The 20,255-nt window shown below is 46.9% G+C and carries 17 protein-coding genes and 1 other RNA gene; all 18 read left to right on the top strand.

Features of this window, described 5'->3' with window-relative positions; genetic code table 11:
- Positions 1–13 precede the first annotated feature (13 nt).
- The 18 genes from rnpB to lpxC all read left to right on the top strand — a co-directional run bounded on the left by rnpB (position 14) and on the right by lpxC (position 20,233).
- Positions 14–365, top strand: an RNA gene (gene rnpB, locus ABXJ76_RS16600) — RNase P RNA component class A.
- 437 nt (positions 366–802) lie between these two features.
- Positions 803–1,270 (top strand): division/cell wall cluster transcriptional repressor MraZ, encoded by a 468-nt coding sequence (mraZ, locus tag ABXJ76_RS16595; RefSeq protein WP_432742119.1) that lies wholly within the window; start codon positions 803–805, stop codon positions 1,268–1,270.
- Positions 1,271–1,286: 16 nt separating this feature from the next.
- Entirely contained in the window at positions 1,287–2,213 is a 927-nt protein-coding gene (gene rsmH / locus ABXJ76_RS16590) for a 16S rRNA (cytosine(1402)-N(4))-methyltransferase RsmH (protein ID WP_432742117.1), read from the top strand.
- Positions 2,214–2,486 carry a cell division protein FtsL gene (ftsL, locus tag ABXJ76_RS16585; protein ID WP_432742115.1) on the top strand — a complete coding sequence of 91 codons (273 nt, stop codon included), beginning with the start codon at positions 2,214–2,216 and terminating at the stop codon, positions 2,484–2,486. It begins immediately after the preceding gene.
- Positions 2,487–4,265 carry a peptidoglycan D,D-transpeptidase FtsI family protein gene (locus tag ABXJ76_RS16580; protein WP_432742113.1) on the top strand — a complete coding sequence of 593 codons (1,779 nt, stop codon included), beginning with the start codon at positions 2,487–2,489 and terminating at the stop codon, positions 4,263–4,265.
- A gap of 1 nt (position 4,266) precedes the next feature.
- The gene (locus tag ABXJ76_RS16575) at positions 4,267–5,817 is read left to right on the top strand and encodes a UDP-N-acetylmuramoyl-L-alanyl-D-glutamate--2,6-diaminopimelate ligase (protein WP_432742111.1); all 1,551 of its coding nucleotides are present in this window, start codon (positions 4,267–4,269) and stop codon (positions 5,815–5,817) included.
- Positions 5,814–7,397, top strand: a complete 1,584-nt coding sequence (locus ABXJ76_RS16570) for a UDP-N-acetylmuramoyl-tripeptide--D-alanyl-D-alanine ligase (RefSeq protein WP_432742109.1) — start codon at positions 5,814–5,816, stop codon at positions 7,395–7,397. Before ABXJ76_RS16575 ends, ABXJ76_RS16570 begins: the two co-directional genes overlap by 4 nt.
- 20 nt (positions 7,398–7,417) lie before the next feature.
- The gene (mraY, locus tag ABXJ76_RS16565; protein ID WP_432742108.1) at positions 7,418–8,500 is read left to right on the top strand and encodes a phospho-N-acetylmuramoyl-pentapeptide-transferase; all 1,083 of its coding nucleotides are present in this window, start codon (positions 7,418–7,420) and stop codon (positions 8,498–8,500) included.
- A 3-nt stretch (positions 8,501–8,503) separates the two neighbouring features.
- Positions 8,504–9,928 (top strand): UDP-N-acetylmuramoyl-L-alanine--D-glutamate ligase, encoded by a 1,425-nt coding sequence (murD, locus tag ABXJ76_RS16560; protein ID WP_432742106.1) that lies wholly within the window; start codon positions 8,504–8,506, stop codon positions 9,926–9,928.
- Between the two features lie 10 nt (positions 9,929–9,938).
- A complete protein-coding gene (ftsW, locus tag ABXJ76_RS16555; RefSeq protein ID WP_432742104.1) occupies positions 9,939–11,123 on the top strand; it encodes a putative lipid II flippase FtsW in 1,185 nt (394 codons plus the stop codon).
- A 73-nt stretch (positions 11,124–11,196) separates the two neighbouring features.
- On the top strand, positions 11,197–12,252 hold the full coding sequence (gene murG / locus ABXJ76_RS16550) for an undecaprenyldiphospho-muramoylpentapeptide beta-N-acetylglucosaminyltransferase (RefSeq protein WP_432746556.1): 1,056 nt from the start codon (positions 11,197–11,199) through the stop codon (positions 12,250–12,252).
- Complete coding sequence (gene murC, locus ABXJ76_RS16545; protein WP_432742102.1) at positions 12,249–13,685, top strand: UDP-N-acetylmuramate--L-alanine ligase; 1,437 nt, start codon at positions 12,249–12,251, stop codon at positions 13,683–13,685. Before murG ends, murC begins: the two co-directional genes overlap by 4 nt.
- A 413-nt stretch (positions 13,686–14,098) precedes the next feature.
- Positions 14,099–14,986: a UDP-N-acetylmuramate dehydrogenase gene (gene murB / locus ABXJ76_RS16540; protein ID WP_432742100.1), complete on the top strand. Its 888-nt coding sequence runs from the start codon at positions 14,099–14,101 to the stop codon at positions 14,984–14,986.
- An 11-nt stretch (positions 14,987–14,997) separates the two neighbouring features.
- Complete coding sequence (locus ABXJ76_RS16535; RefSeq protein ID WP_432746554.1) at positions 14,998–15,915, top strand: D-alanine--D-alanine ligase; 918 nt, start codon at positions 14,998–15,000, stop codon at positions 15,913–15,915.
- A gap of 42 nt (positions 15,916–15,957) precedes the next feature.
- Positions 15,958–16,689 (top strand): cell division protein FtsQ/DivIB, encoded by a 732-nt coding sequence (locus ABXJ76_RS16530; RefSeq protein ID WP_432742098.1) that lies wholly within the window; start codon positions 15,958–15,960, stop codon positions 16,687–16,689.
- 95 nt (positions 16,690–16,784) lie between these two features.
- Positions 16,785–18,011 carry a cell division protein FtsA gene (gene ftsA, locus ABXJ76_RS16525; protein WP_432742096.1) on the top strand — a complete coding sequence of 409 codons (1,227 nt, stop codon included), beginning with the start codon at positions 16,785–16,787 and terminating at the stop codon, positions 18,009–18,011.
- Between the two features lie 37 nt (positions 18,012–18,048).
- Positions 18,049–19,218 carry a cell division protein FtsZ gene (gene ftsZ, locus ABXJ76_RS16520; RefSeq protein ID WP_432746552.1) on the top strand — a complete coding sequence of 390 codons (1,170 nt, stop codon included), beginning with the start codon at positions 18,049–18,051 and terminating at the stop codon, positions 19,216–19,218.
- A 91-nt stretch (positions 19,219–19,309) separates the two neighbouring features.
- Positions 19,310–20,233, top strand: a complete 924-nt coding sequence (lpxC, locus tag ABXJ76_RS16515) for a UDP-3-O-acyl-N-acetylglucosamine deacetylase (RefSeq protein WP_432742095.1) — start codon at positions 19,310–19,312, stop codon at positions 20,231–20,233.
- Positions 20,234–20,255: the final 22 nt, after the last annotated feature.

Below are 20,255 nucleotides of genomic sequence, written 5' to 3'. Positions count from 1 at the left end.
CTTGTTCGCTGAAAGAGTCGGCTGAGCAGTCGCTGTTTTATCGCAAGATAAGATGGAGGAAAGTCCGGGCTCCAATGGGCAGGGTGCCAGGTAACGCCTGGGAGGCGTGAGCCTACGGAAAGTGCCGCAGAAAATATACCGCCTGTCACTTAGGTGATCGGTAAGGGTGAAAAGGTGCGGTAAGAGCGCACCGCGCAACTGGTAACAGAAGTGGCATGGTAAACCCCACCCGGAGCAAGATCAAATAGAGGGACAGACGCGTGGCCCGCGCGGTTCCTGGGTAGATTGCTTGAGCTGCAGGGTGACTTGCAGCCTAGATGAATGACTGTTCTCGACAAAACCCGGCTTACAGGCCGACTCTTTCTTTCTTTTTCCGAGTATTCTGCTCGGTATCCAGCATTGCTTCTGCATCCATGCAGTCGTAAAGTACCTGCTTTTGCTGTCCCCCCTTATCCATGCCGTTGTCGCTGTGCCCCTAAACGCGTAAAAAACATTAAGTTATTTCAGTAGCGGTATTCTGGATCTAGTTCTCATTTCCGATCAAAAAAACTGGAAATTTCCGGCGGCTTCATACTTAAAGTATTTTCTCACTAAGACTACACACTTTATTGATAAAAAATGGGAATTATTTTTCTATATTTTATGTGGTTATAGGCCCTCCTGACTGTAGTGTAAGTCGTTGTCAAAAAAGAAAGAAGTCTAAATGAAATCATCCTTGACTAGGGGTTATTAGAAAACTATAGTGGGCATAAGTGGAAAAAAGTGGGAAAAATAGGATTTTTTAGGATATCTGGGGTAAATCTTGTTTCGAGGCATTAGTTCAGTCAATCTAGACAGTAAGGGGCGTCTTGCAATTCCTACCCGTTATCGGGAGGAGTTACAGGATTGTTGCGAGTGTCAGATGGTCGTGACGGTCGCCGTCAATGAACGGTGTGTTGGAGAAAATGGTTGTCTATGGCTTTATCCGATGCCTGAATGGGAAAGGCTTGAGCAAACGATCAGTAAATTACCTACGCTAAATAAAATGGCCGGGAAGTTAAGACGGTTTGTTATCGGTAATGCATCTGAATGCGAGATGGATGGGCAGGGGCGCTTGTTGCTGCCGGAAAAGTTGAGAACATTTGCACATGTAGACAAGAAAGTTGTCTTGGTTGGCCAACTCAATAAATTTGAACTCTGGAATGAACAAGCCTGGGGATTAAAGGAAACTGAATGGCTGAATAGTGATGATAATGAAGGCTTGGAAGACTTAGGCTCATTATCCTTTTAACACGGGAGATTTGTTAGTGGAACATTTGCCCGTTATGTTTGCAGAAGCTTTGCAACAGTTGGCTATTAAAGAAGATGGTATTTATTTGGATTGTACGTTCGGTCGGGGCGGACATAGTCAGGGGATTTTAAATTTACTGGGTTCATCTGGTCGTTTACTGGCGTTTGATCGAGACTTGGATGCGATTAACTCGGATTATGCTCAGACCATGCTTGAAGATAAACGCTTTGAGTTAAAACATACGCATTTTTCTGAGTTGGAAAATATAATTACCAGTGAAGGTTTAGCCGGAAAAATCGACGGTATTTTGATGGACTTGGGTGTGTCATCGCCTCAATTGGACAATCCCGAAAGAGGCTTTAGCTTTTTGCGCGACGGACCATTGGATATGCGAATGGATGGCAATGCGGGTGTTACAGCTGAACAATGGCTGGCCAGCGTTGATGAAAAGGAACTGGTAAAGGTTTTATTTGAATATGGTGAAGAGCGGTTTGCACGGCGCATAGCTCATGCGATTATTGAAAAAAGAGTTGAGGCGCCAATTGCAACAACCAGGGCATTGGCAAAATTAATTGAAGATGTCATACCGATAAGAGAGAAACATAAGCACCCGGCAACCCGAAGTTTTCAAGCGATTCGTATTGAAATCAATAGTGAGTTGGATGAGTTAAAGGCTGTTTTGCAACAGTCTGCACGGATTTTGAAGCCTGGTGGGCGCTTGGCGGTTATTTCTTTTCATTCGTTGGAAGATCGCATTGTCAAGCGTTTTATCAGGGCTGAGTCTGGTGCGAAATACAATCCGGGCAAGTTGCCGATTAAAGAAATCGATATAGCCAAGGGTATCTTGAAGAAAACAGCTAAAGCCTTGAAAGCAGGGCGGCAGGAAGTGACTCAAAATGCTAGGGCGCGAAGCGCAATCATGCGAGTAGCCGAGAGAGTCTAAGTGGTAACAGGTCGCTATTTAGGGTTAGGCGGATTGATTTTGGTGCTGTTGGTATCTGCTCTGGCAGTGATTTACAGCAAATATCAGTCGCGATTAATTTTTATTGATATTCAAAAGCAGGAAAGAGCGCTGGATCAGTATGAGGTGGAATGGGGGCAATTGCAATTGGAGTTGACAACCTTGGCAGAACAGAATCGAGTCGAACAAGTGGCGCGTGAGCAATTAAAGCTGGTTATGCCGTTACGGGAAAGAATTGTTTATATAAAGCCGTAAATGATACATTTTCAAGGTAAAAATAAGGCAAGAAAGTTGGGAAACAATTTTTCAGGCCAGTCGCATCGGTTCCCTGCCGATCACGATACTTCCGCCATCCATGACAGTCGAAGAAAAATAGTCGTCGTTTTTATAATGGCTTGTATGGCGACGCTGGTGGGTCGGGCCTTCGATTTACAGGTGCTGAATAAACAGTTTCTTAAAGATCAGGGCGATGTTCGTCATGTCAGTGATGTGAAGGTAGAAGCTTATCGAGGCATGATAAAAGATAGGAATGGTGCGCCGCTGGCAATCAGTACGCCGGTCGAGTCTATTTGGATGAATCCGCAACAGATTAAGCCGGGAAAAGAATCCGAAATCAGGCAAATGGAAAAGTTGCTGAATTTGTCTAAGGGGAAAACCGGCGAGCTTATTAAAGCTGATGTGCATAGGCAGTTTGCTTATATTGCGCGCCAAGTGAGTCCGGTGATTGCTGATCAGGTAAAGGCATTGAAGATTGCGGGTATTTATTTTGAACGGGAATTCAAGCGTTTTTATCCGGCAGGAGAGGTTTCCGCGCATTTAGTCGGCTTTACCAATATTGACGATATCGGTCAGGCGGGACTTGAATCAGGTTATGAAAAATTATTAAAAGGTATTCCTGGCAGTAAACGGGTTATCAGGGATGGGCAGCGCCGAATTATTGCGGATGTAGAAAATATTAAAGAACCGATTGCCGGGAGGAATCTGGAGTTAAGTATCGATCAGCGCATCCAATACTTAGCGTATCGGGAGTTGCAATTGGCATTTAATCTTCATAAGGCAAAATCGGCGGCGCTAGTGGTATTGGATGCAAAGAGCGGAGAAATTCTGGCGGCGGTGAATCAGCCTTCATTTAACCCAAATACCAGAAAGAGTTTAAAGGAAAGCAGGTACAGGAATAGATCGATAACCGATGTATTTGAGCCGGGATCAACGATCAAGCCATTTGTTGTCGCCGCCGCTTTAGACGGAGGCTATATCAAGCCAGATGATTTGTTTGAAACCCACGGAGTCTATCCTATCGGTAGCCATGTGGTTAGGGATGTACATGATTATGGAACACTGGATTTGACCGGAGTGCTGAAGAAATCCAGTAATGTTGCGGTAAGTCAGATCGCATTGAGCATGCCGCCTGAATATTTTTGGAATGCTTACCATAGACTGGGTTTTGGTGTTGCGACCGGTTCCGGTTTTCCTGGGGAAGCCAGCGGAAGCTTGCTTGATTACCAGCACAGAAGCGACTTTGAAACGGCGACTTTGTCATTTGGTTACGGCGTGAGTGCATCGGCATTGCAATTGGCAAGAGCCTATACGGCATTAGCGGATAACGGTATTTTGCACTCGGTTAGCTTGTTAAGACGGGATGAGGATGTTGATGCGCAACGGGTGTTTTCAGTCAAGACTGCCAAGAGAGTCAGGGCCATGATGGAAACTGTACTCATGAAAGGCGGCACCGCTTACGAGGCCAGAGTCGATGGCTACAGCGCCGCAGGCAAAACCGGCACGGTAAAAAAAGCCGGTACGGGTGGATATGTCGAGAAAAATTATTTTTCTGTTTTTGCGGGCATGGCACCGGCAAAGAATCCGCGATTGATTGTCGTCGTCATGGTTGATGAGCCGTCTGCAGGGCAATATTACGGAGGTATAGTCTCGGCTCCGGTATTTTCCAAAGTGATGGAAGGAGCCTTGAGAGTGTTGGAGGTTGCTCCTGACCAACAGGACAACATGCCCATTTTGTTAACACGGCAAGAGTCTTAACGTGTCGGCTACAGAGAAACCAAGACACGGTGAGTTTTTGCTGAAAGATTTATTACATGGATTCGCCTCGTTTCCTGATCAGGACGATATACCGATTACTGGATTAGTTTTGGATAGTCGGGCCGTTGTTGGTGGTAATGCATTTATTGCTTTAGCCGGTGCTAAACAGCATGGCTTGGCGCACGTTGAGCAAGCTATTAATAATGGAGCAAGTGCGGTCATTTTTGATCCGGCCGGGGATGGTTGGCAGCTGGCAGATCGTATAGGGATGAATTTGTCCGCTCAAAGGAGAATGAATTCGCCGGTGCAAACACCGATGATTCCAGTGGAAAATCTGGGCTTGAAGTTGGGCGAATTGGCTGCGCGATTTTATGGCGACCCATCCCAGTTTATGACAATTATCGGCATTACCGGCACTAATGGGAAAACGTCTTGCAGTCAGTTTTTGGGGCAGATGCTGGAGGACTGCGGAATTATAGGGACTCTCGGCTGGGGCGAGTGGGGCAAGCTCAATAAGACCTTGAATACCACCCCCGATGCCCTGGCAATTCAGAAAATACTGGCTGAATTATTAAAGGACAAAAAACGCACGGTGGCGATGGAAGTTTCCTCGCATGGTCTGGAGCAAGGCCGGGTCAATGGCGTGGTATTTAAAGGCGCGGTATTTACCAATATCAGCCGTGACCACCTGGATTATCACGGCACAATGGACGCTTATGTGCAGGCCAAGCTGGCGTTACTAAAAATGCCAGGTTTAGCTTTCGCCGTAGTGAATTTGGATGATGAATACGGTGAGCAGATTATTGCCTCCTGCCCTAAATCAGTACAGCTGTGGCAGTTTAGTGTTAAAGGGAAAGCAGCGCATTCAGGCGAGTGTGTAAGAGCTGAAAACATCTTGCATAAAGCGGACGGAATCGAATTTGATGTACGCTGGATGACTGAGATTCAGCGAGTAAAAGTCCCTCTGTTTGGCGATTTTAATGTAGAAAATGTCCTGGCTGTTTTGACCGTAATGCTGGCTATGGGGATTTCGTTGTATGCGGCGATCAAAAAATTGGCCGATATAAAGCCGGTTGATGGCCGTATGGAGCTCCTGGGGACAGAGAGTGATCCATTAATTTTTGTGGATTATGCGCATACGCCGGATGCATTGGACAAGGTTTTATCCAGTTTGCGTAAGCATTGCAAACGGGATCTATGGGTGGTTTTCGGTTGTGGCGGCAATAGAGATACGGGTAAGCGCCCGCAAATGGGAAAAATTGCCGAATATTGGGCGGATCATGTGGTGATTACCGATGACAACCCGCGTTACGAAAACGGGTTGGATATAGTTAACGATATTTTGGCCGGATGCCGATCGGTAAAGGTTGAAGTTATACAAAACAGAGAGCAGGCGATACAAAAAGTGGTAGCAACTGCGGCTAAAAATGATTGCATTGTGATTGCGGGTAAAGGCCATGAGCAATATCAGGAAATCAACGGCGTACAACAGCCATTTAGCGATAGGCAGGCGGTGATGGAAGCATTGGACAGGCGCAAGGCTCAAGAATGAATATGACGCTAAGTGCAATTGCAGCGTGTGTGCAGGGAAAATTGATCGGCGAAGATGTTGTGGTTTCATCGGTCAGTATCGACACCAGAGCGATAAAGTCGGGACAGCTTTATGTTGCGATTAACGGTCATAACTTTGACGGCAATGAATTTATAGATAAGGCAGAACAAGCTGGAGCTTCGGCAGCCATTGTTCATAAGGGCATTAAGGCGACCGCCAGGGATGGTGGCCGCGACTGCTCCCTGCAGTCGTCGGCATTCCTTCCATCCTTGGAGGTCAGAAGTGTCGCAATCAGTGGGGAACTGATGCGACCAACCATACCGTATATCGTGGTTGACGATACGCGCTTGGCCTTGGCCGAACTGGCAGGCGCCTGGCGAAAAAAAGCGATCGTGTCGGTAGTGGGTATTACCGGCAGTAACGGCAAAACCACAGTCAAGGAAATGGTGGCGGCAATATTGAGTGTCAATGGCAAAGCTTCCGCTCCTACTCACGCCCCTTGCCTACATCCTGTAGGCAATACGTTGTTTACTCAAGGTAATTTGAATAATGACATCGGTGTGCCCTTAACTTTATTGCGTTTGAACGAACAGCACCGGTATGCGGTCATCGAGATGGGCGCAAACCATCCGGGCGAAATTGAATATACCAGCAAATATGTGCAGGCTGATGTTGCGATTATTACCAATGTGGGAGCCGCGCATATCGAAGGTTTTGGCAGTATCGACGGTGTTGCCAAAGCGAAAGGGGAAATAATTCAGACGCTTAAACAGGACGGCGTGGCAGTTCTTAATCACGATGATGCCTATTTTGACTACTGGAAATCGGTAGCGGGGACAAGAAAGATCATATCGTTTGGGCTAGATAGATCGGCGACGGTAACGGCGCATTCTGTTAAAACAGAAATTATTGATCATGAGTTTGCTACTGCCTTTGACTTAGTGACCGTGGCAGGCGAGTTGAGGGTAAAACTGAAGTTGGCAGGTCGGCACAACGTCGTCAACGCCTTGGCAGCGACTGCCGCATGCCTGGCGCTCGACATCGATCTGCAACAGATTAAACAGGGACTGGAAAGTGTAAAGCCGGTCACGGGGCGATTGCAGCCGCTGGTAAGTCGTCTAGGCAATATCGTGATAGACGACACTTATAACGCCAATTCAGCCTCACTTAAAGCAGGTCTGGATGTGTTGGCGAACTGCGCCGGTGAACATTGGTTAGTTTTAGGGGCTTTTGGCGAACTGGGGCCTGACAGTTTAAAAATACATGAAGAAATGGGGGAGCTAATTAAATTAAGTGGTGTCGTGCGTCTCCTCGCTATAGGCTCTGATGCCCGCAATACGGTAAAGATTTTCGGCAAAGGGGCTGATTTTTTTGATAACCAAAATGATTTGATTGACGCATTAAAGCATGAACTCAAAGGTAATGAAGCGATTTTGATCAAAGGATCAAGGGCTCAGCGCATGGAGAACGTAGCAGCCGCACTGGTTGAAAATTTTCGCTCCGGTTCACGCTCGAACCACAGGGATATGGTGAATGCAGATAGTGCAGGAGCCTTATCTGCCCCACCTACATCCATGTAGGCAAAATTTCAGGATATAGAATGTTACTTTATTTTGCAGATTATTTGATGACCTTTGATGGCGGTTTTAGGGTATTTCATTACTTGACCTTTCGCGCCATTCTTGGGGCCTTAACCTCACTGGTCATTTCTTTTATTATCGGGCCGGTCATGATCAGGAAATTAAGCCGCAATAAGATCGGGCAAAGTATTCGTGAGCTAGGTCCTCAGTCGCATTACGAGAAGGCGGGTACGCCGACTATGGGCGGAACCTTGATACTGGTTTCAATTGCATTCAGCACGCTGTTGTGGGCTGATCTGGGCAACCGCTATATATGGGTTATTTTGTTGGTAACCCTGGGTTACGGCATCATCGGCTTTGTCGATGATTATAGAAAAGTCATCAAGGGCAACAGTGACGGTTTGTCGGCTAAGGCTAAATATTCCTGGCAATCGGTCATAGGTTTACTGGCTGCTGTTTTTTTATACAAAAGTGCAATTCTGCCGGCAGAAACACAGTTGATAGTCCCTTTCTTTAAAGACATCATGCTGGATATGGGGTGGATGTACATAGTTCTGACTTATTTTGTGATAGTTGGAACCAGCAATGCAGTCAATTTGACTGATGGGTTGGACGGATTGGCGATTATGCCGACGGTGATGGTAGCAACCGGTTTGGGAATTTTTGCCTATTTATCTGGAAATGTGACTTTTTCACAATATCTGGCGATACCCTATTTGCCCAATGCCGGGGAACTGATCGTATTTTGTGCGGCTTTGGTCGGCGCCGGCTTGGGCTTTTTGTGGTTTAACGCTTATCCTGCGATGGTGTTCATGGGCGATGTCGGGGCGCTGGCGCTGGGCGCGGCTTTAGGCGTATTGGCGGTGCTGGTCAGGCAGGAAATCGTATTGATGATTATGGGTGGTGTATTTGTCATGGAAACGGTATCGGTGATTATTCAGGTAGCCTCTTTCAAAATGACCGGAAAGCGCGTTTTTCGTATGGCGCCGATACATCATCACTTTGAATTGAAAGGCTGGCCGGAACCTCGCGTTATCGTGCGCTTCTGGATTATTACCGTCATTTTGGTGTTAATTGGCTTGGCTACTTTGAAATTGAGATAAGAAATGGATAGCGCAGCAATTACAGCATTGTTAACAAAGAATTTTGCGTTGGATCCGCAAACGGCCAAAGTATTGGTCGTAGGTCTAGGCAGTACGGGTATTTCGGTTGCGCATTATCTACAAGGCTTACATTTCAAATTCGCCATTATCGATAGTCGCGCCAAGCCGCCGATGATGGAGGAATTTTTTCAGCAAATGCCCGATACACCGGTGTTTACCGGAGGTTTTGATGAGGCCGCGTTTAAAGTAGCGACGCATCTGGTGGTCAGTCCCGGCGTGTCGCTGAACGAGCAGTCGATTATTAAAGCCATTGCTAATGGCTCGAAAATAGTCAGCGATATTGACCTGTTTGCCTGTTCCGTCGATGCGCCCATCGTTGCCATCAGTGGTTCCAATGGCAAAAGTACAGTGACCACAATGTTGGGTGAAATGGCAAAAGCTGCGGGGATAGAAGTGGGCGTAGGTGGAAACCTGGGTACGCCAGCCTTGGATTTACTGAAGTTAAATGCGCAAATGTATGTACTGGAACTGTCGAGTTTTCAACTGGAACGAACTTCAGCCTTGAATGCGGTTGCCGCGACGGTACTCAATATCAGCGCCGATCATCTGGACAGGCATGTCGATTTAGCCGAATACGCACGAGAAAAGCAACGGATATTTAGAGGCGATGGCGTCATGATCATTAATGTGGATGATCCTGTTGTTTATGCCATGCGGGATAAAGACAGCAAGACATTTACCTTCTCGATTAATAAGAAAGCCGATTTCCACCTGGCATTTAAGGAGAACACAGAGTATCTAATGCATAATGAATCCTGGTTGATGCCGTTGGCTGAATTGCCGCTTGAAGGCCGGCATAACGCGGCAAATGCTTTGGCGGCATTAGCCTTGGGCGTGGCTGTGGGCTTGGATGAGCAGGTCATGTGCAATGCCTTGCGAAAATTCAAAGGGCTAAGCCACAGAATGCAACGTGTCGCAGAAATACGGGGTGTTACCTGGGTTAATGACTCGAAGGCAACCAATATCGGTGCCTGCATTGCAGCTTTGCAGGGTTATGCGCGCAAGGTGATTTTGATTGCCGGTGGTGACGCGAAAGGTGCCGATATGAACGAATTGGCACCCGCAATCAAAGAAAAAGCAAAAAGCGTGGTGTTGATAGGTAAGGATGCGGGACTGATCAAGCAAGCGTTGAACGATTGTGTGCCTGTTTATTCGGCAGGCAATATGGCGCAAGCCGTGCAGATTGCAGCGGATCTTGCCGATGCCGGTGACAGCGTTTTGCTATCCCCTGCTTGTGCGAGTCTTGATCAATATAAAAATTATCAAGATAGGGGTGATAAATTCACCAAAGCTGTGTTCGCGTTGGTTGACCGTGCGGCATCGCCTAAAGCGCCTACTTTGGTTTTGCCATCCGTGGCGGCGATATGAGCAATCAACAATGTCAAAAGCATCAATGAAAACCCGGATCGGTCGGTTTTATTTTGATCCGGTGTTGCTTTCCGTGAGTATCAGTTTATTACTGATCGGCTATGTAATGGTTGCATCCGCATCATTGCATCTGGGCATAAAAATGACTGGGAATAGTTTGTATTATCCTGTCAGGCAGTTAATGCACATAGGCTTGGGATTATTTTTTGGCGGCTTAGTGGCAGCAGTGCCAATGAAAGTCTGGGAACGGAATGGCCCGCCGTTGTTTGTCGCAGGATTGCTATTGCTGATTATTGTGCTGATACCCGGTCTCGGCGTAAAGGTTAACGGCAGTATGCGTTGGTTGTCGATAGGTGGAGTAAGGATACAAGTATCCGAAGTAGTCAAGTTTTTTGCCGTCATCTATATGGCTGGTTATGTCACTCGATATCAGGAGTCAATACAGAACGCGCCTTTTGGATTGTTCAAACCGTTGGGGCTGTTTTCGGTTGCCAGCCTGTTGCTGTTATTGGAACCGGATTTCGGTTCAGCCGTCGTTATTATAATGATAGCTATGGGCATCATGTTTCTGGCCGGGGCCAGGCTTTTGCAATTTATAGGATTATTGTCGGTCCTTTGCGTATTGGCAATATTACTGGTTTATTTTTCACCCTACCGTTTGATTCGGGTTACCAGTTTTATGGATCCTTGGGCCGACCCTTTGAACAGCGGATTTCAATTAGTCCAGGCGCTTATTTCCTTCGGTCGAGGAGAATGGTTGGGTGTAGGCTTGGGTAGCGGAGTACAAAAACTATTTTATTTGCCCGAAGCTCACACGGATTTTTTATTCTCAGTGATAGCAGAAGAATTGGGTTTAGTGGGCGTGGTCATTGTTATTGGTTTATTTTCGTTATTGGTCTTGCGCACTTTTGCAATAGCAGTCGCCGCCGAACAGGCAGGGCAACGGTTTTCCGCATTTATTGCCTATGGATTGGGTATTTGGTTTGGCTTTCAGTCATTCGTCAATATGGGCGTTAATATGGGAATTTTGCCAACCAAAGGTCTGACCTTGCCGTTGATGAGTTATGGCGGAGGCAGCATGATGATCATGTGCTGTGCGATTGGGTTGTTATTTCGGGTACAAAGTGAAGTCATGGAGATAAATGCGGGTACAGCTGCGGCGCGGCGCGGCGGAACGAGAAACCGATATGGTTAAAAGCTCCTGCTCACGCCCGAACCACAGGGATGCGGTGAATGCAGATATAGCAGGAGCCTTATCTGCCTTGCCTATGCCCTATAGGCGGCGTATCGTTATTATGGCTGGAGGAACCGGCGGGCATGTGTTTCCTGCGTTGGCAGTCGCCCAAGAGCTGATCGAAAAAGGTTGGCAGGTCAGTTGGCTTGGTACGCAGAAAGGTTTAGAAGGCCGAGTGATTCCTGACCAGGGTATAGATATAGACTGGTTGTCTGTTGCCGGAGTGCGCGGCAAAGGATGGCTGTCGAAAATAACGGCAGTATTGTTGCTGATGAAGGCCTGCATACAGGCTTTGATAATATTGCAAAAGCGCAAACCGGATGTGGTGTTGGGTATGGGCGGATTTGTAGCCGGACCGGGCGGACTGATGGCAAAATTATTAGGTATACCTCTGATTATTCATGAACAAAATCGGGTGCCCGGTACCACGAACCGGTTGTTGGCACGCATGGCTAATCAGGTGCTGGAAGCATTTCCGGGTAGTTTTGATAAGAAGCTGAATGCTAAATTTACCGGAAACCCGTTAAGAAAACAGTTCGTAGAATGCGCTTCACGCAGAGAAACGCATCCGGGCATTAACATATTAGTCGTTGGCGGCAGCCAGGGAGCCCAAATATTGAATGAAGTCGTGCCTGGGGCCCTGGCAGAATTAAAGAATGCAACAGTAAGGCACCAAACCGGCGCGGCCATGCAACAGCAGGTCGAGAGTCGGTATAAAGCCTTAGGCGTGAACGCCGAAGTGAGTGCTTTTATAGAAGATATGGTGTCAGCTTACCAATGGGCCGATTTGGTGATTTGCAGATCGGGTGCAATGACCGTTAGCGAAGTTGCAGCGGTAGGATTGCCCGCCATTTTTGTACCGTTACCGGGCGCTATCGATGATCATCAAACAGCTAATGCCCGGTATTTAACCGATGCCGGTGCAGGGCAGTTATTGAGGCAAAAAGATTTGAATGCAATAACGCTGTTAGAACAGATAACAAAGGTAATTAAGCAATTGGACGTGATGAGTAAAACTGCAAAAAAATACGCACGCTTGGATGCGACAAAAATCGTTGCCGGTATTTGCATGGCGGAGGCGGGTCTATGAATCGCCCAAGTAATCAGATGCCGACCCAAGCATTAGGTAATATTGACCGGATACATTTTGTCGGTATAGGCGGAACGGGTATGAGCGGGATTGCCGAGGTATTGTCGAACCTGGGTTATCACGTTTCAGGATCAGATATTAAAGAAAGCTCGGTAACGAAAAGACTGGCTGACTTGGGCGTGACTATCAATATTGGGCATAAGCGAGAGAATATTGCGCAGGTCGATGTGGTGGTAGCATCCAGTGCAATAGATCGTAATAATGAAGAGATTGATGAGGCTTATTTAAATAGGATACCGGTCATACCGCGCGCGGAAATGCTGGCCGAGTTGATGCGTTTCAGGTTTGGCATTGCCGTTGCAGGAACCCATGGGAAAACTACAACCACAAGTTTGACTGCAAGTATTCTGGCCGAAGGTGGGTTTGATCCTACGTTTGTCATTGGTGGGCGTTTAAACAGCGCAGGCAGTAATGCTAAGTTAGGATTAGGCCATTACTTGGTTGCCGAAGCCGATGAAAGTGACGCGTCGTTTCTATATTTGCAGCCGATGATGGCTATAGTTACCAATATTGATCAGGATCATATGGCGACCTATGAAGGCAGCTATCAGCGATTAAAAGATACTTTTATCGAATTTTTACATCATCTTCCCTTTTACGGATTAGCGGTTATGTGTCTGGATGATGAAGGCGTAAGAGCGATTCTGCCGGAAATATCCAAACCGGTAATGACTTACGGAGTCCATGAAGATGCCGATGTCCGTGCAATAAATATCAAACAGCAGGGCATGCATACAGCTTTTGAAGTCATGCGCAGGGGCGACTATCCGCCGTTGCATATAATTTTAAATATGCCAGGCTGGCATAACATGCTCAATGCACTGGCAGCGATTAGTGTCGCAACCAAGTTGGCGGTAGATGATGAGGCCATTATCAAAAGCCTGGGGGCGTTTAAAGGCATAGGTCGGCGTTTCCAGATTAACGGCGACTTGCCGCTGGGTGAAGGCAAACTGACACTGGTAGATGATTATGGGCATCACCCGCGAGAGATTGCGGCGACGCTTGAGGCCTTGCATCAGGCATGGCCGGATCGGCGTGCGGTCGTTGTCTTTCAGCCGCATCGATATACCCGAACTCGTGACTTATTCGAAGATTTTGTGCAAGTGCTGTCAACCGTTGACGTACTGATTTTAATGGATGTTTATCCGGCCGGTGAGACAGCTATTCCCGGTGCGGACGGGAGAGCATTAAGCCGAGCCATCCGTGTACGCGGACAAGTCGATCCGGTATTTATTGAAGACTGGGAAGAATTGCCTGAAATATTGGCAGGCATCGTAAAAGCTGAGGATGTGATACTGACCATGGGGGCAGGTAATGTCGGGCAGATTGCGTCACAGTTACCTCAGTTGTTAGCAACAATTCTCTCTCTGTAATAAAACCCGGTAAGTAATTTTTGCCTATTGATAAGCTATTGGTTTTGATGTGACTCCCTAGTCTGTCAGCCTGGTCTATGTAGTTCTGCTTATGTCATTCTATTAATTAATGCCGTACATTGTTATTGCTTAACGAATAAAATAGGAAGTCATGTTGTACATTTTTGGTGAATCCCTGAAATAGACAAAATAAAGTAGGTTTTTCTGATAGTTAATGGCCAAAATTAATTAAATTTATTTTTAGCAAATTATGAAAATACTGACGAATTATTGTTTTGTAGTGACAGAACTTAGTACACACTTTTCAGTGTGAGGTCTCTACAAGAAATGACAATTGAATTAACGATTGCAAGGGCGCAGGACGATAGCATAAAGCTGTTGCTGACGACTGCATGGTTGCAGGAGGTACAGTAATGCAGGAGCAATTACCGAAAGGGCGCTTACTTAAGCATGAAAAGCTGGCGAAGTATACCAGTTGGCGTGTTGGCGGTCCGGCGGATCAGCTGTACATCCCGCAAGACCGGCAGGATTTGATCGATTTTATAAAGGCTTTGCCGGAGTCCGAACCGGTGTTCTGGATGGGACTGGGTAGTAATTTATTGGTCAGGGACGGCGGCATCCGTGGTACGGTGATTAATACCAGGGGACGATTAAAAGAGATGAGCTTGACCGACGATGGCTTGGTTTATGTCGAAGCGGGAGTTCCCTGCGCACATGTGGCGCGATTTTGTGGGGAACGGGGCTTAACGGGTGCGGAGTTTTTGGCCGGCATACCCGGAACCATGGGCGGAGCCTTGAAGATGAATGCCGGAGCCTTTGATGGAGAAACCTGGGCTATTGTTAACGGTGTGGACATGCTGGATGCGTCGGGTAAGGTAACGCATAAAAAGCCACAGGATTTTACGGTGAGTTACCGGTCGGTAAAGGGCTTAAATAACGAGTGGTTTCTATCCTGTCTGTTAACGTTACAGCAAGGCGATACGGCCTCGAGTCAGCAGAAAATCAAGGGCTTATTGGAAAAGCGAGGGGCAACGCAACCGACTAATCAGCCCAGTTGCGGTTCGGTATTTAAAAACCCGGAAGGCGATTATGCGGCAAGGTTGATAGAGCAAGCCGGCTTAAAAGGCTACGCAATCGGTGGTGCTTGTGTGTCGGAAAAGCATGCAAATTTTATTGTCAATACCGGCAATGCAACGGCAGCGGAGATCGAAGCTCTGATTTATTACGTACAGGATAAAATTAAACAACAGCAGGGGGTAGTCTTGCAGACTGAGGTTTGTATGGTAGGCATAGCAATATGAGAGCATTGGTGATGAATAAACCGAAACAATTCGGTCGAGTCGCCGTCATGATGGGTGGGTCGGCGGCGGAAAGAGGAGTCTCGTTAAAAAGCGGGGCAGCCGTTTACGAAGCTTTAACATGCAAAGGTGTTGACGTTATTGCCATTGATGTCACCGGAAGTCCGATTGAAGCGTTGGCCGGACTAAAGATTGACCGGGTATTTAATATTATCCACGGGCGCGGCGGTGAAGATGGTGTGCTGCAAGGGGTTCTGGAAGTGCTGGGTATTCCCTATACCGGTAGTGGTGTGATGGCATCGGCATTGACTATGGATAAGCTCAGAACCAAGCTGTGCTGGCAAGGTTTCGGTCTGGTCACGCCCAAATGGTGTTTGTTGGAAGACGAAGCCGATCTGGATGGCTGTATTGAAAAATTGGGTTTTCCGGTTATCGTCAAACCGGCGCAGGAAGGTTCCAGCATCGGCATGAGCAAGGCCGGTAATCGGGATGAATTGCAAAAAGCCTTAATCGTGGCGGAAAAATATCGTTGCGATGTTTATGCAGAAGCTTGGGTTACTGGCAAAGAGTATACCGTTGCGGTGCTGGATGGCGAGGCGCTGCCGGTTATTCGCCTGGAAACGCCTAATGCATTTTATGATTACGAAGCAAAATATCAGGCGACGACCACGCAATATCACTGTCCATGCGGCCTGAGTCCCGATCAGGAGCAGTCGTTGAAGGAATTGGCGGTAACGGCCTGCAAGGTAGTCGGTGTTAAAGGCTGGGGAAGAGTGGATGTATTTATCGATGACTTGGGACAGTATCAGTTGATAGAGGTTAATACTGTCCCCGGCATGACCGACCACAGCTTAGTGCCGATGGCGGCTAGGCAGGCAGGTATCGATTTTAATGAATTGGTTTGGCGTATTCTGGAAACCAGTTGCGGGTAATGGTGGATGACTGTTGCAAAAATCATAATCACTGTTTTACTGATGACGGGCCTACTCTGGGTGGCAGCTTTAGGTGTTAAGAGCATACCGATTAAATATGTAAGAAGCGAAGGGGTTTTTCAATACCTCGGGAAAGACGAGATAAAAGAGGCTTTACAGCCCTTGGTGATGACCGGCTTTTTTGATGCCGATATGCAAGCTATACATCAGGCTATTTCCGAACTAGTTTGGGTTGATAGTGTTACGGTTAAACGGGTCTGGCCTGATGCGATAGACATCAAGATACGCGAAAAGAAACCCTATGTGCGATGGGGACAAAAAAGTCTGATTACCGTACGAGGCGAGATCATTACGCCGAAGAATATAGATCAATTTAAGCATATGCCCATTTTGCAAGGACCTGAGCTGAAACAGGCAAAGACGCTGGAAATTATGAAGGGCGTCAACACAGCATTAGCGGATCAGTCCATGAAAATGGCGGAGTTTACGATTAATGATCGATGGGCATGGAAGATAAAATTAACAACAGGACTGGAAATACTGTTGGGACGAAATGAACAATTAAAGAAATTACAGCGATTTTTGGAAACGCTGGAAGTATTAGGGCAAGAACAAGTTGAGCGAATAGCCATAGTTGATTTGAGATATCCCAATGGATATGCGGTTTCATGGAAACCTGGAACCGAAGAAATTGACTGGTCGCATCGGTTCCCTACCGATAACGACACTTCCACCATCCTTGGCGGTCGGTCGGCATCGGTTCCTTACCGATAACGACACTTCCACCATCCTTGGCGGTCGGAAAAATGGGCTAATCGGCAGCGTGAAATAGATGGCTAATCATAAAAAAATGATACAGAGTAAATAAAATGGCGAAAAGAACAGAGCGTAATTTGATAGTCGGATTGGACATAGGTACGTCGAAGGTCGCGGCTATTGTTGGTGAACTTACCAGTGACGGCAATATAGAAATCATAGGCATTGGCTCAACACCATCGCGCGGTCTGAAAAAAGGTGTTGTGGTCAATCTGGAGTCGACTGTGCAATCCATCCAGCGCGCTATTGAAGAGGCCGAATTAATGGCGGGATGCCAGATCAAGTCGGTTTATGCCGGTATTGCCGGCAGTCATATCCGTAGCCTTAATTCTCACGGCATCGTGGCCATTAAGGACAAGGAAGTGACTCAGTATGATATAGATAGAGTAATCGATTCCGCTCGCGCTGTGGCAATTCCTGCGGATCAGAAGATTTTACATATTTTACCTCAGGAGTTTGTGATTGATCTTCAGGAAGGCATCAAAGAGCCTATCGGAATGTCGGGCATTCGTCTGGAGGCTAAAGTTCACATGGTCACTGGTAGTGTTAGCGCTTCGCAAAATATCGTCAAGTGCATTCGGCGTTGCGGCCTGGAAGTCGATGATATTGTGCTGGAGCAATTGGCATCCTGCAATTCGGTACTTACCGAAGATGAAAAAGAATTGGGCGTTTGCTTGATTGATATTGGCGGAGGTACTACGGATATTGCGATTTTTGTCGAAGGCGCCATCAAGCATACGGCGGTGATCCCCATAGCGGGTGATCAGGTGACCAATGATATTGCTGTTGCGTTGCGTACGCCCACGCTTAATGCTGAGGATATTAAACGCAAATATGCGTGCGCTTTAACGCAGTTGGCGAATGTAGATGAGATTATTGAGGTACCTAGTATCGGCGATAGAGCGCCGCGCAAGATTTCAACGCAAAATCTGGCAGAGATTATTGAACCTCGCTATGAAGAGTTAATGCTGTTGGTTCAATCGGAATTAAGGCGCAGCGGCTATGAAGAATTAATTGCTGCCGGGATAGTGTTAACAGGCGGCAGTTCAAAAGTCATGGGATTGATCGATTTGGCGGAAGAAATTTTCCATATGCCGGTGCGTATGGGTGGGCCGCAAAATGTGACGGGTTTAACGGAAGTGGTAAAAAATCCGATTCACTCTACCGGGGTCGGATTGTTAATGTATGGTAAAGAACATCAGGGCGTCGGCGTCAGAATTGATTCTAATGGCCCCAGCGTGTTCTCAAGAATGAAGAGTTGGTTTCAGGGTAACTTTTAATAGTTTATTAATAGAATAAGGGGCAGCGGTAATGGCAATGAAATATGAATTAATGGATATGAGCAACGAACATGCAGTCATCAAAGTTATTGGTGTCGGCGGCGGTGGCGGCAATGCGGTCAATCACATGGTGGGTAGTCTTGTTGAGGGGGTTGAGTTTATCTGTGCAAATACCGATGCGCAGGCATTAAGAAAGTTAAACATTGATACGATTATTCAATTAGGTGTCGAATTAACCAAAGGTCTGGGCGCGGGTACCAATCCCGAAGTTGGACGAATGGCGGCAGACGAAAACAAGGATCGTATCAAAGAGGTTTTAGAGGGCGCTGACATGGTTTTCCTGACAGCAGGGATGGGCGGCGGTACCGGTACCGGAGCGCTTCCTGTTATTGCAGAAATCGCCAAAAGTATGGGTATTCTGACGGTTGCCGTGGTGACTAAACCGTTTGCATTTGAAGGTAAAAAGAAGCTGGCCACTGCGGAGCAAGGCATAGCAGAACTTGAAAAGTTCGTCGATTCATTGATTATTATCCCCAATCAAAAATTACTTCCGGTGCTGGGTAACGATGTATCTTTGGTGAATGCGTTTAAAGCGGCTAACGATGTATTGCTGGATGCCGTTCGGGGAATTACCGAACTTATTGTTCATCCAGGCATGATTAACGTCGATTTTGCCGATGTCAGAACCGTGATGTCGGGTATGGGCGCTGCGATTATGGGTACCGCTACAGCCGAGGGGGAGTATCGGGCTAGGGAGGCGGCTGAGAAAGCTATTGCCTGTCCATTACTGGAAGACATTAATTTACAAGGTGCCCGTGGCATTTTGGTTAATATTTCTGCGGCCGATATGGGCATTGCCGAATTCGATGAAGTGGGTAATATTGTTCATGAATTTGCTTCGGAAGATGCCGTTATAAAAATCGGCATGTCTATTAATCCTGACTTAGGCGATGAGATTAAAGTGACGGTAGTGGCTACAGGAATGGGTTTGCCGTCCAGGGCGGTTAAGCTTGCTCCCAAAGCGTCAGTAGGCTACGTCAATCAGAATGCGGCAGGCGAAGTCAGTTATGAAGGCCTGGATACACCCACAGTCATGCGCCAAAATAAAACAGAAAGTAGAGAAACGCGTTTTGGGGCTCAACCAAAGAAAGATATGGATTTAGACTATCTGGATATTCCAGCCTTTCTAAGGCGTCAAGCAGATTAGTGCGCGTTTAGTTAATAATGGATTCAGTTTTCGGGTCTGATTGTGATAAAATTTGCGCCTTTTGCCCTCTTTACTTAGCGTTATTGATTTTATGATTAAACAGCGAACTTTAAAAAACACAATTAGGGCAACAGGTGTAGGACTACACACGGGCGATAAAGTTTATTTAACTTTACGCCCGGCTGAAGCGAATACGGGCATCCGGTTTCGCAGAGTCGATCTGGACACCCCAGTGACCATTCTAGCAACACCGGAAAATGTTGGCGAAACCATACTCTCGACAACCCTGGTTGCGGGTGACGTAAAAATATCAACGATAGAACATCTGCTTTCGGCATTTGCCGGATTAGGCATAGACAATGCAATTATCGATGTCAGTGCAGCAGAAGTTCCGATTATGGATGGTAGTGCCGGGCCTTTTGTGTTTTTGCTTCAGTCTGCGGGGGTCGAAGAGCAGGATTGTCCGAAACAGTATATCCGTATAAAACGTAGCATAAGAGTTGAAGAGGGCGATAAATGGGCCGCTTTTGAGCCGTTTGAAGGCTTCAAGGTTACCTTTACGATTGATTTTGAGCACCCGGCTTTTGAAGAGCATGTTAAAACCGCCACGATGGATTTTTCATCGACTACTTTTGTCAAGGAAGTGAGTCGAGCCAGAACGTTTGGCTTCATGAAAGATGTTGAGATGTTGCGACAAAACAACCTAGCTTTGGGTGGCAGTCTCGATAATGCCATTGTGGTCGATGATGACAAGGTTATCAACGAAGACGGTCTACGCTATGCGGATGAATTTGTTAAACATAAAATTCTTGATGCGATAGGCGATTTATATCTGTTAGGGCACAGCTTAATAGGTGAATTTACCGGTTATAAATCGGGTCACGGCTTGAATAATAAATTACTCCGCGCTTTATTAAATGATAAAGATGCGTGGGAAATGGTTACCTTTGACGATGAAGAAAACGCCCCAATTTCTTTTATGCGTTCAGCGGAAACCCCTAGGCCAGAGGCATAATACACCGCTGGCAGCGGTCAGC

The sequence above is a fragment of the Methylobacter arcticus genome, assembly GCF_050917435.1.
Lineage (GTDB): Bacteria > Pseudomonadota > Gammaproteobacteria > Methylococcales > Methylomonadaceae > Methylobacter_A > Methylobacter_A titanis.
Note: the sequence above shows the minus strand (reverse complement) of the source record. Positions and strands in the feature narration are given on the sequence as shown.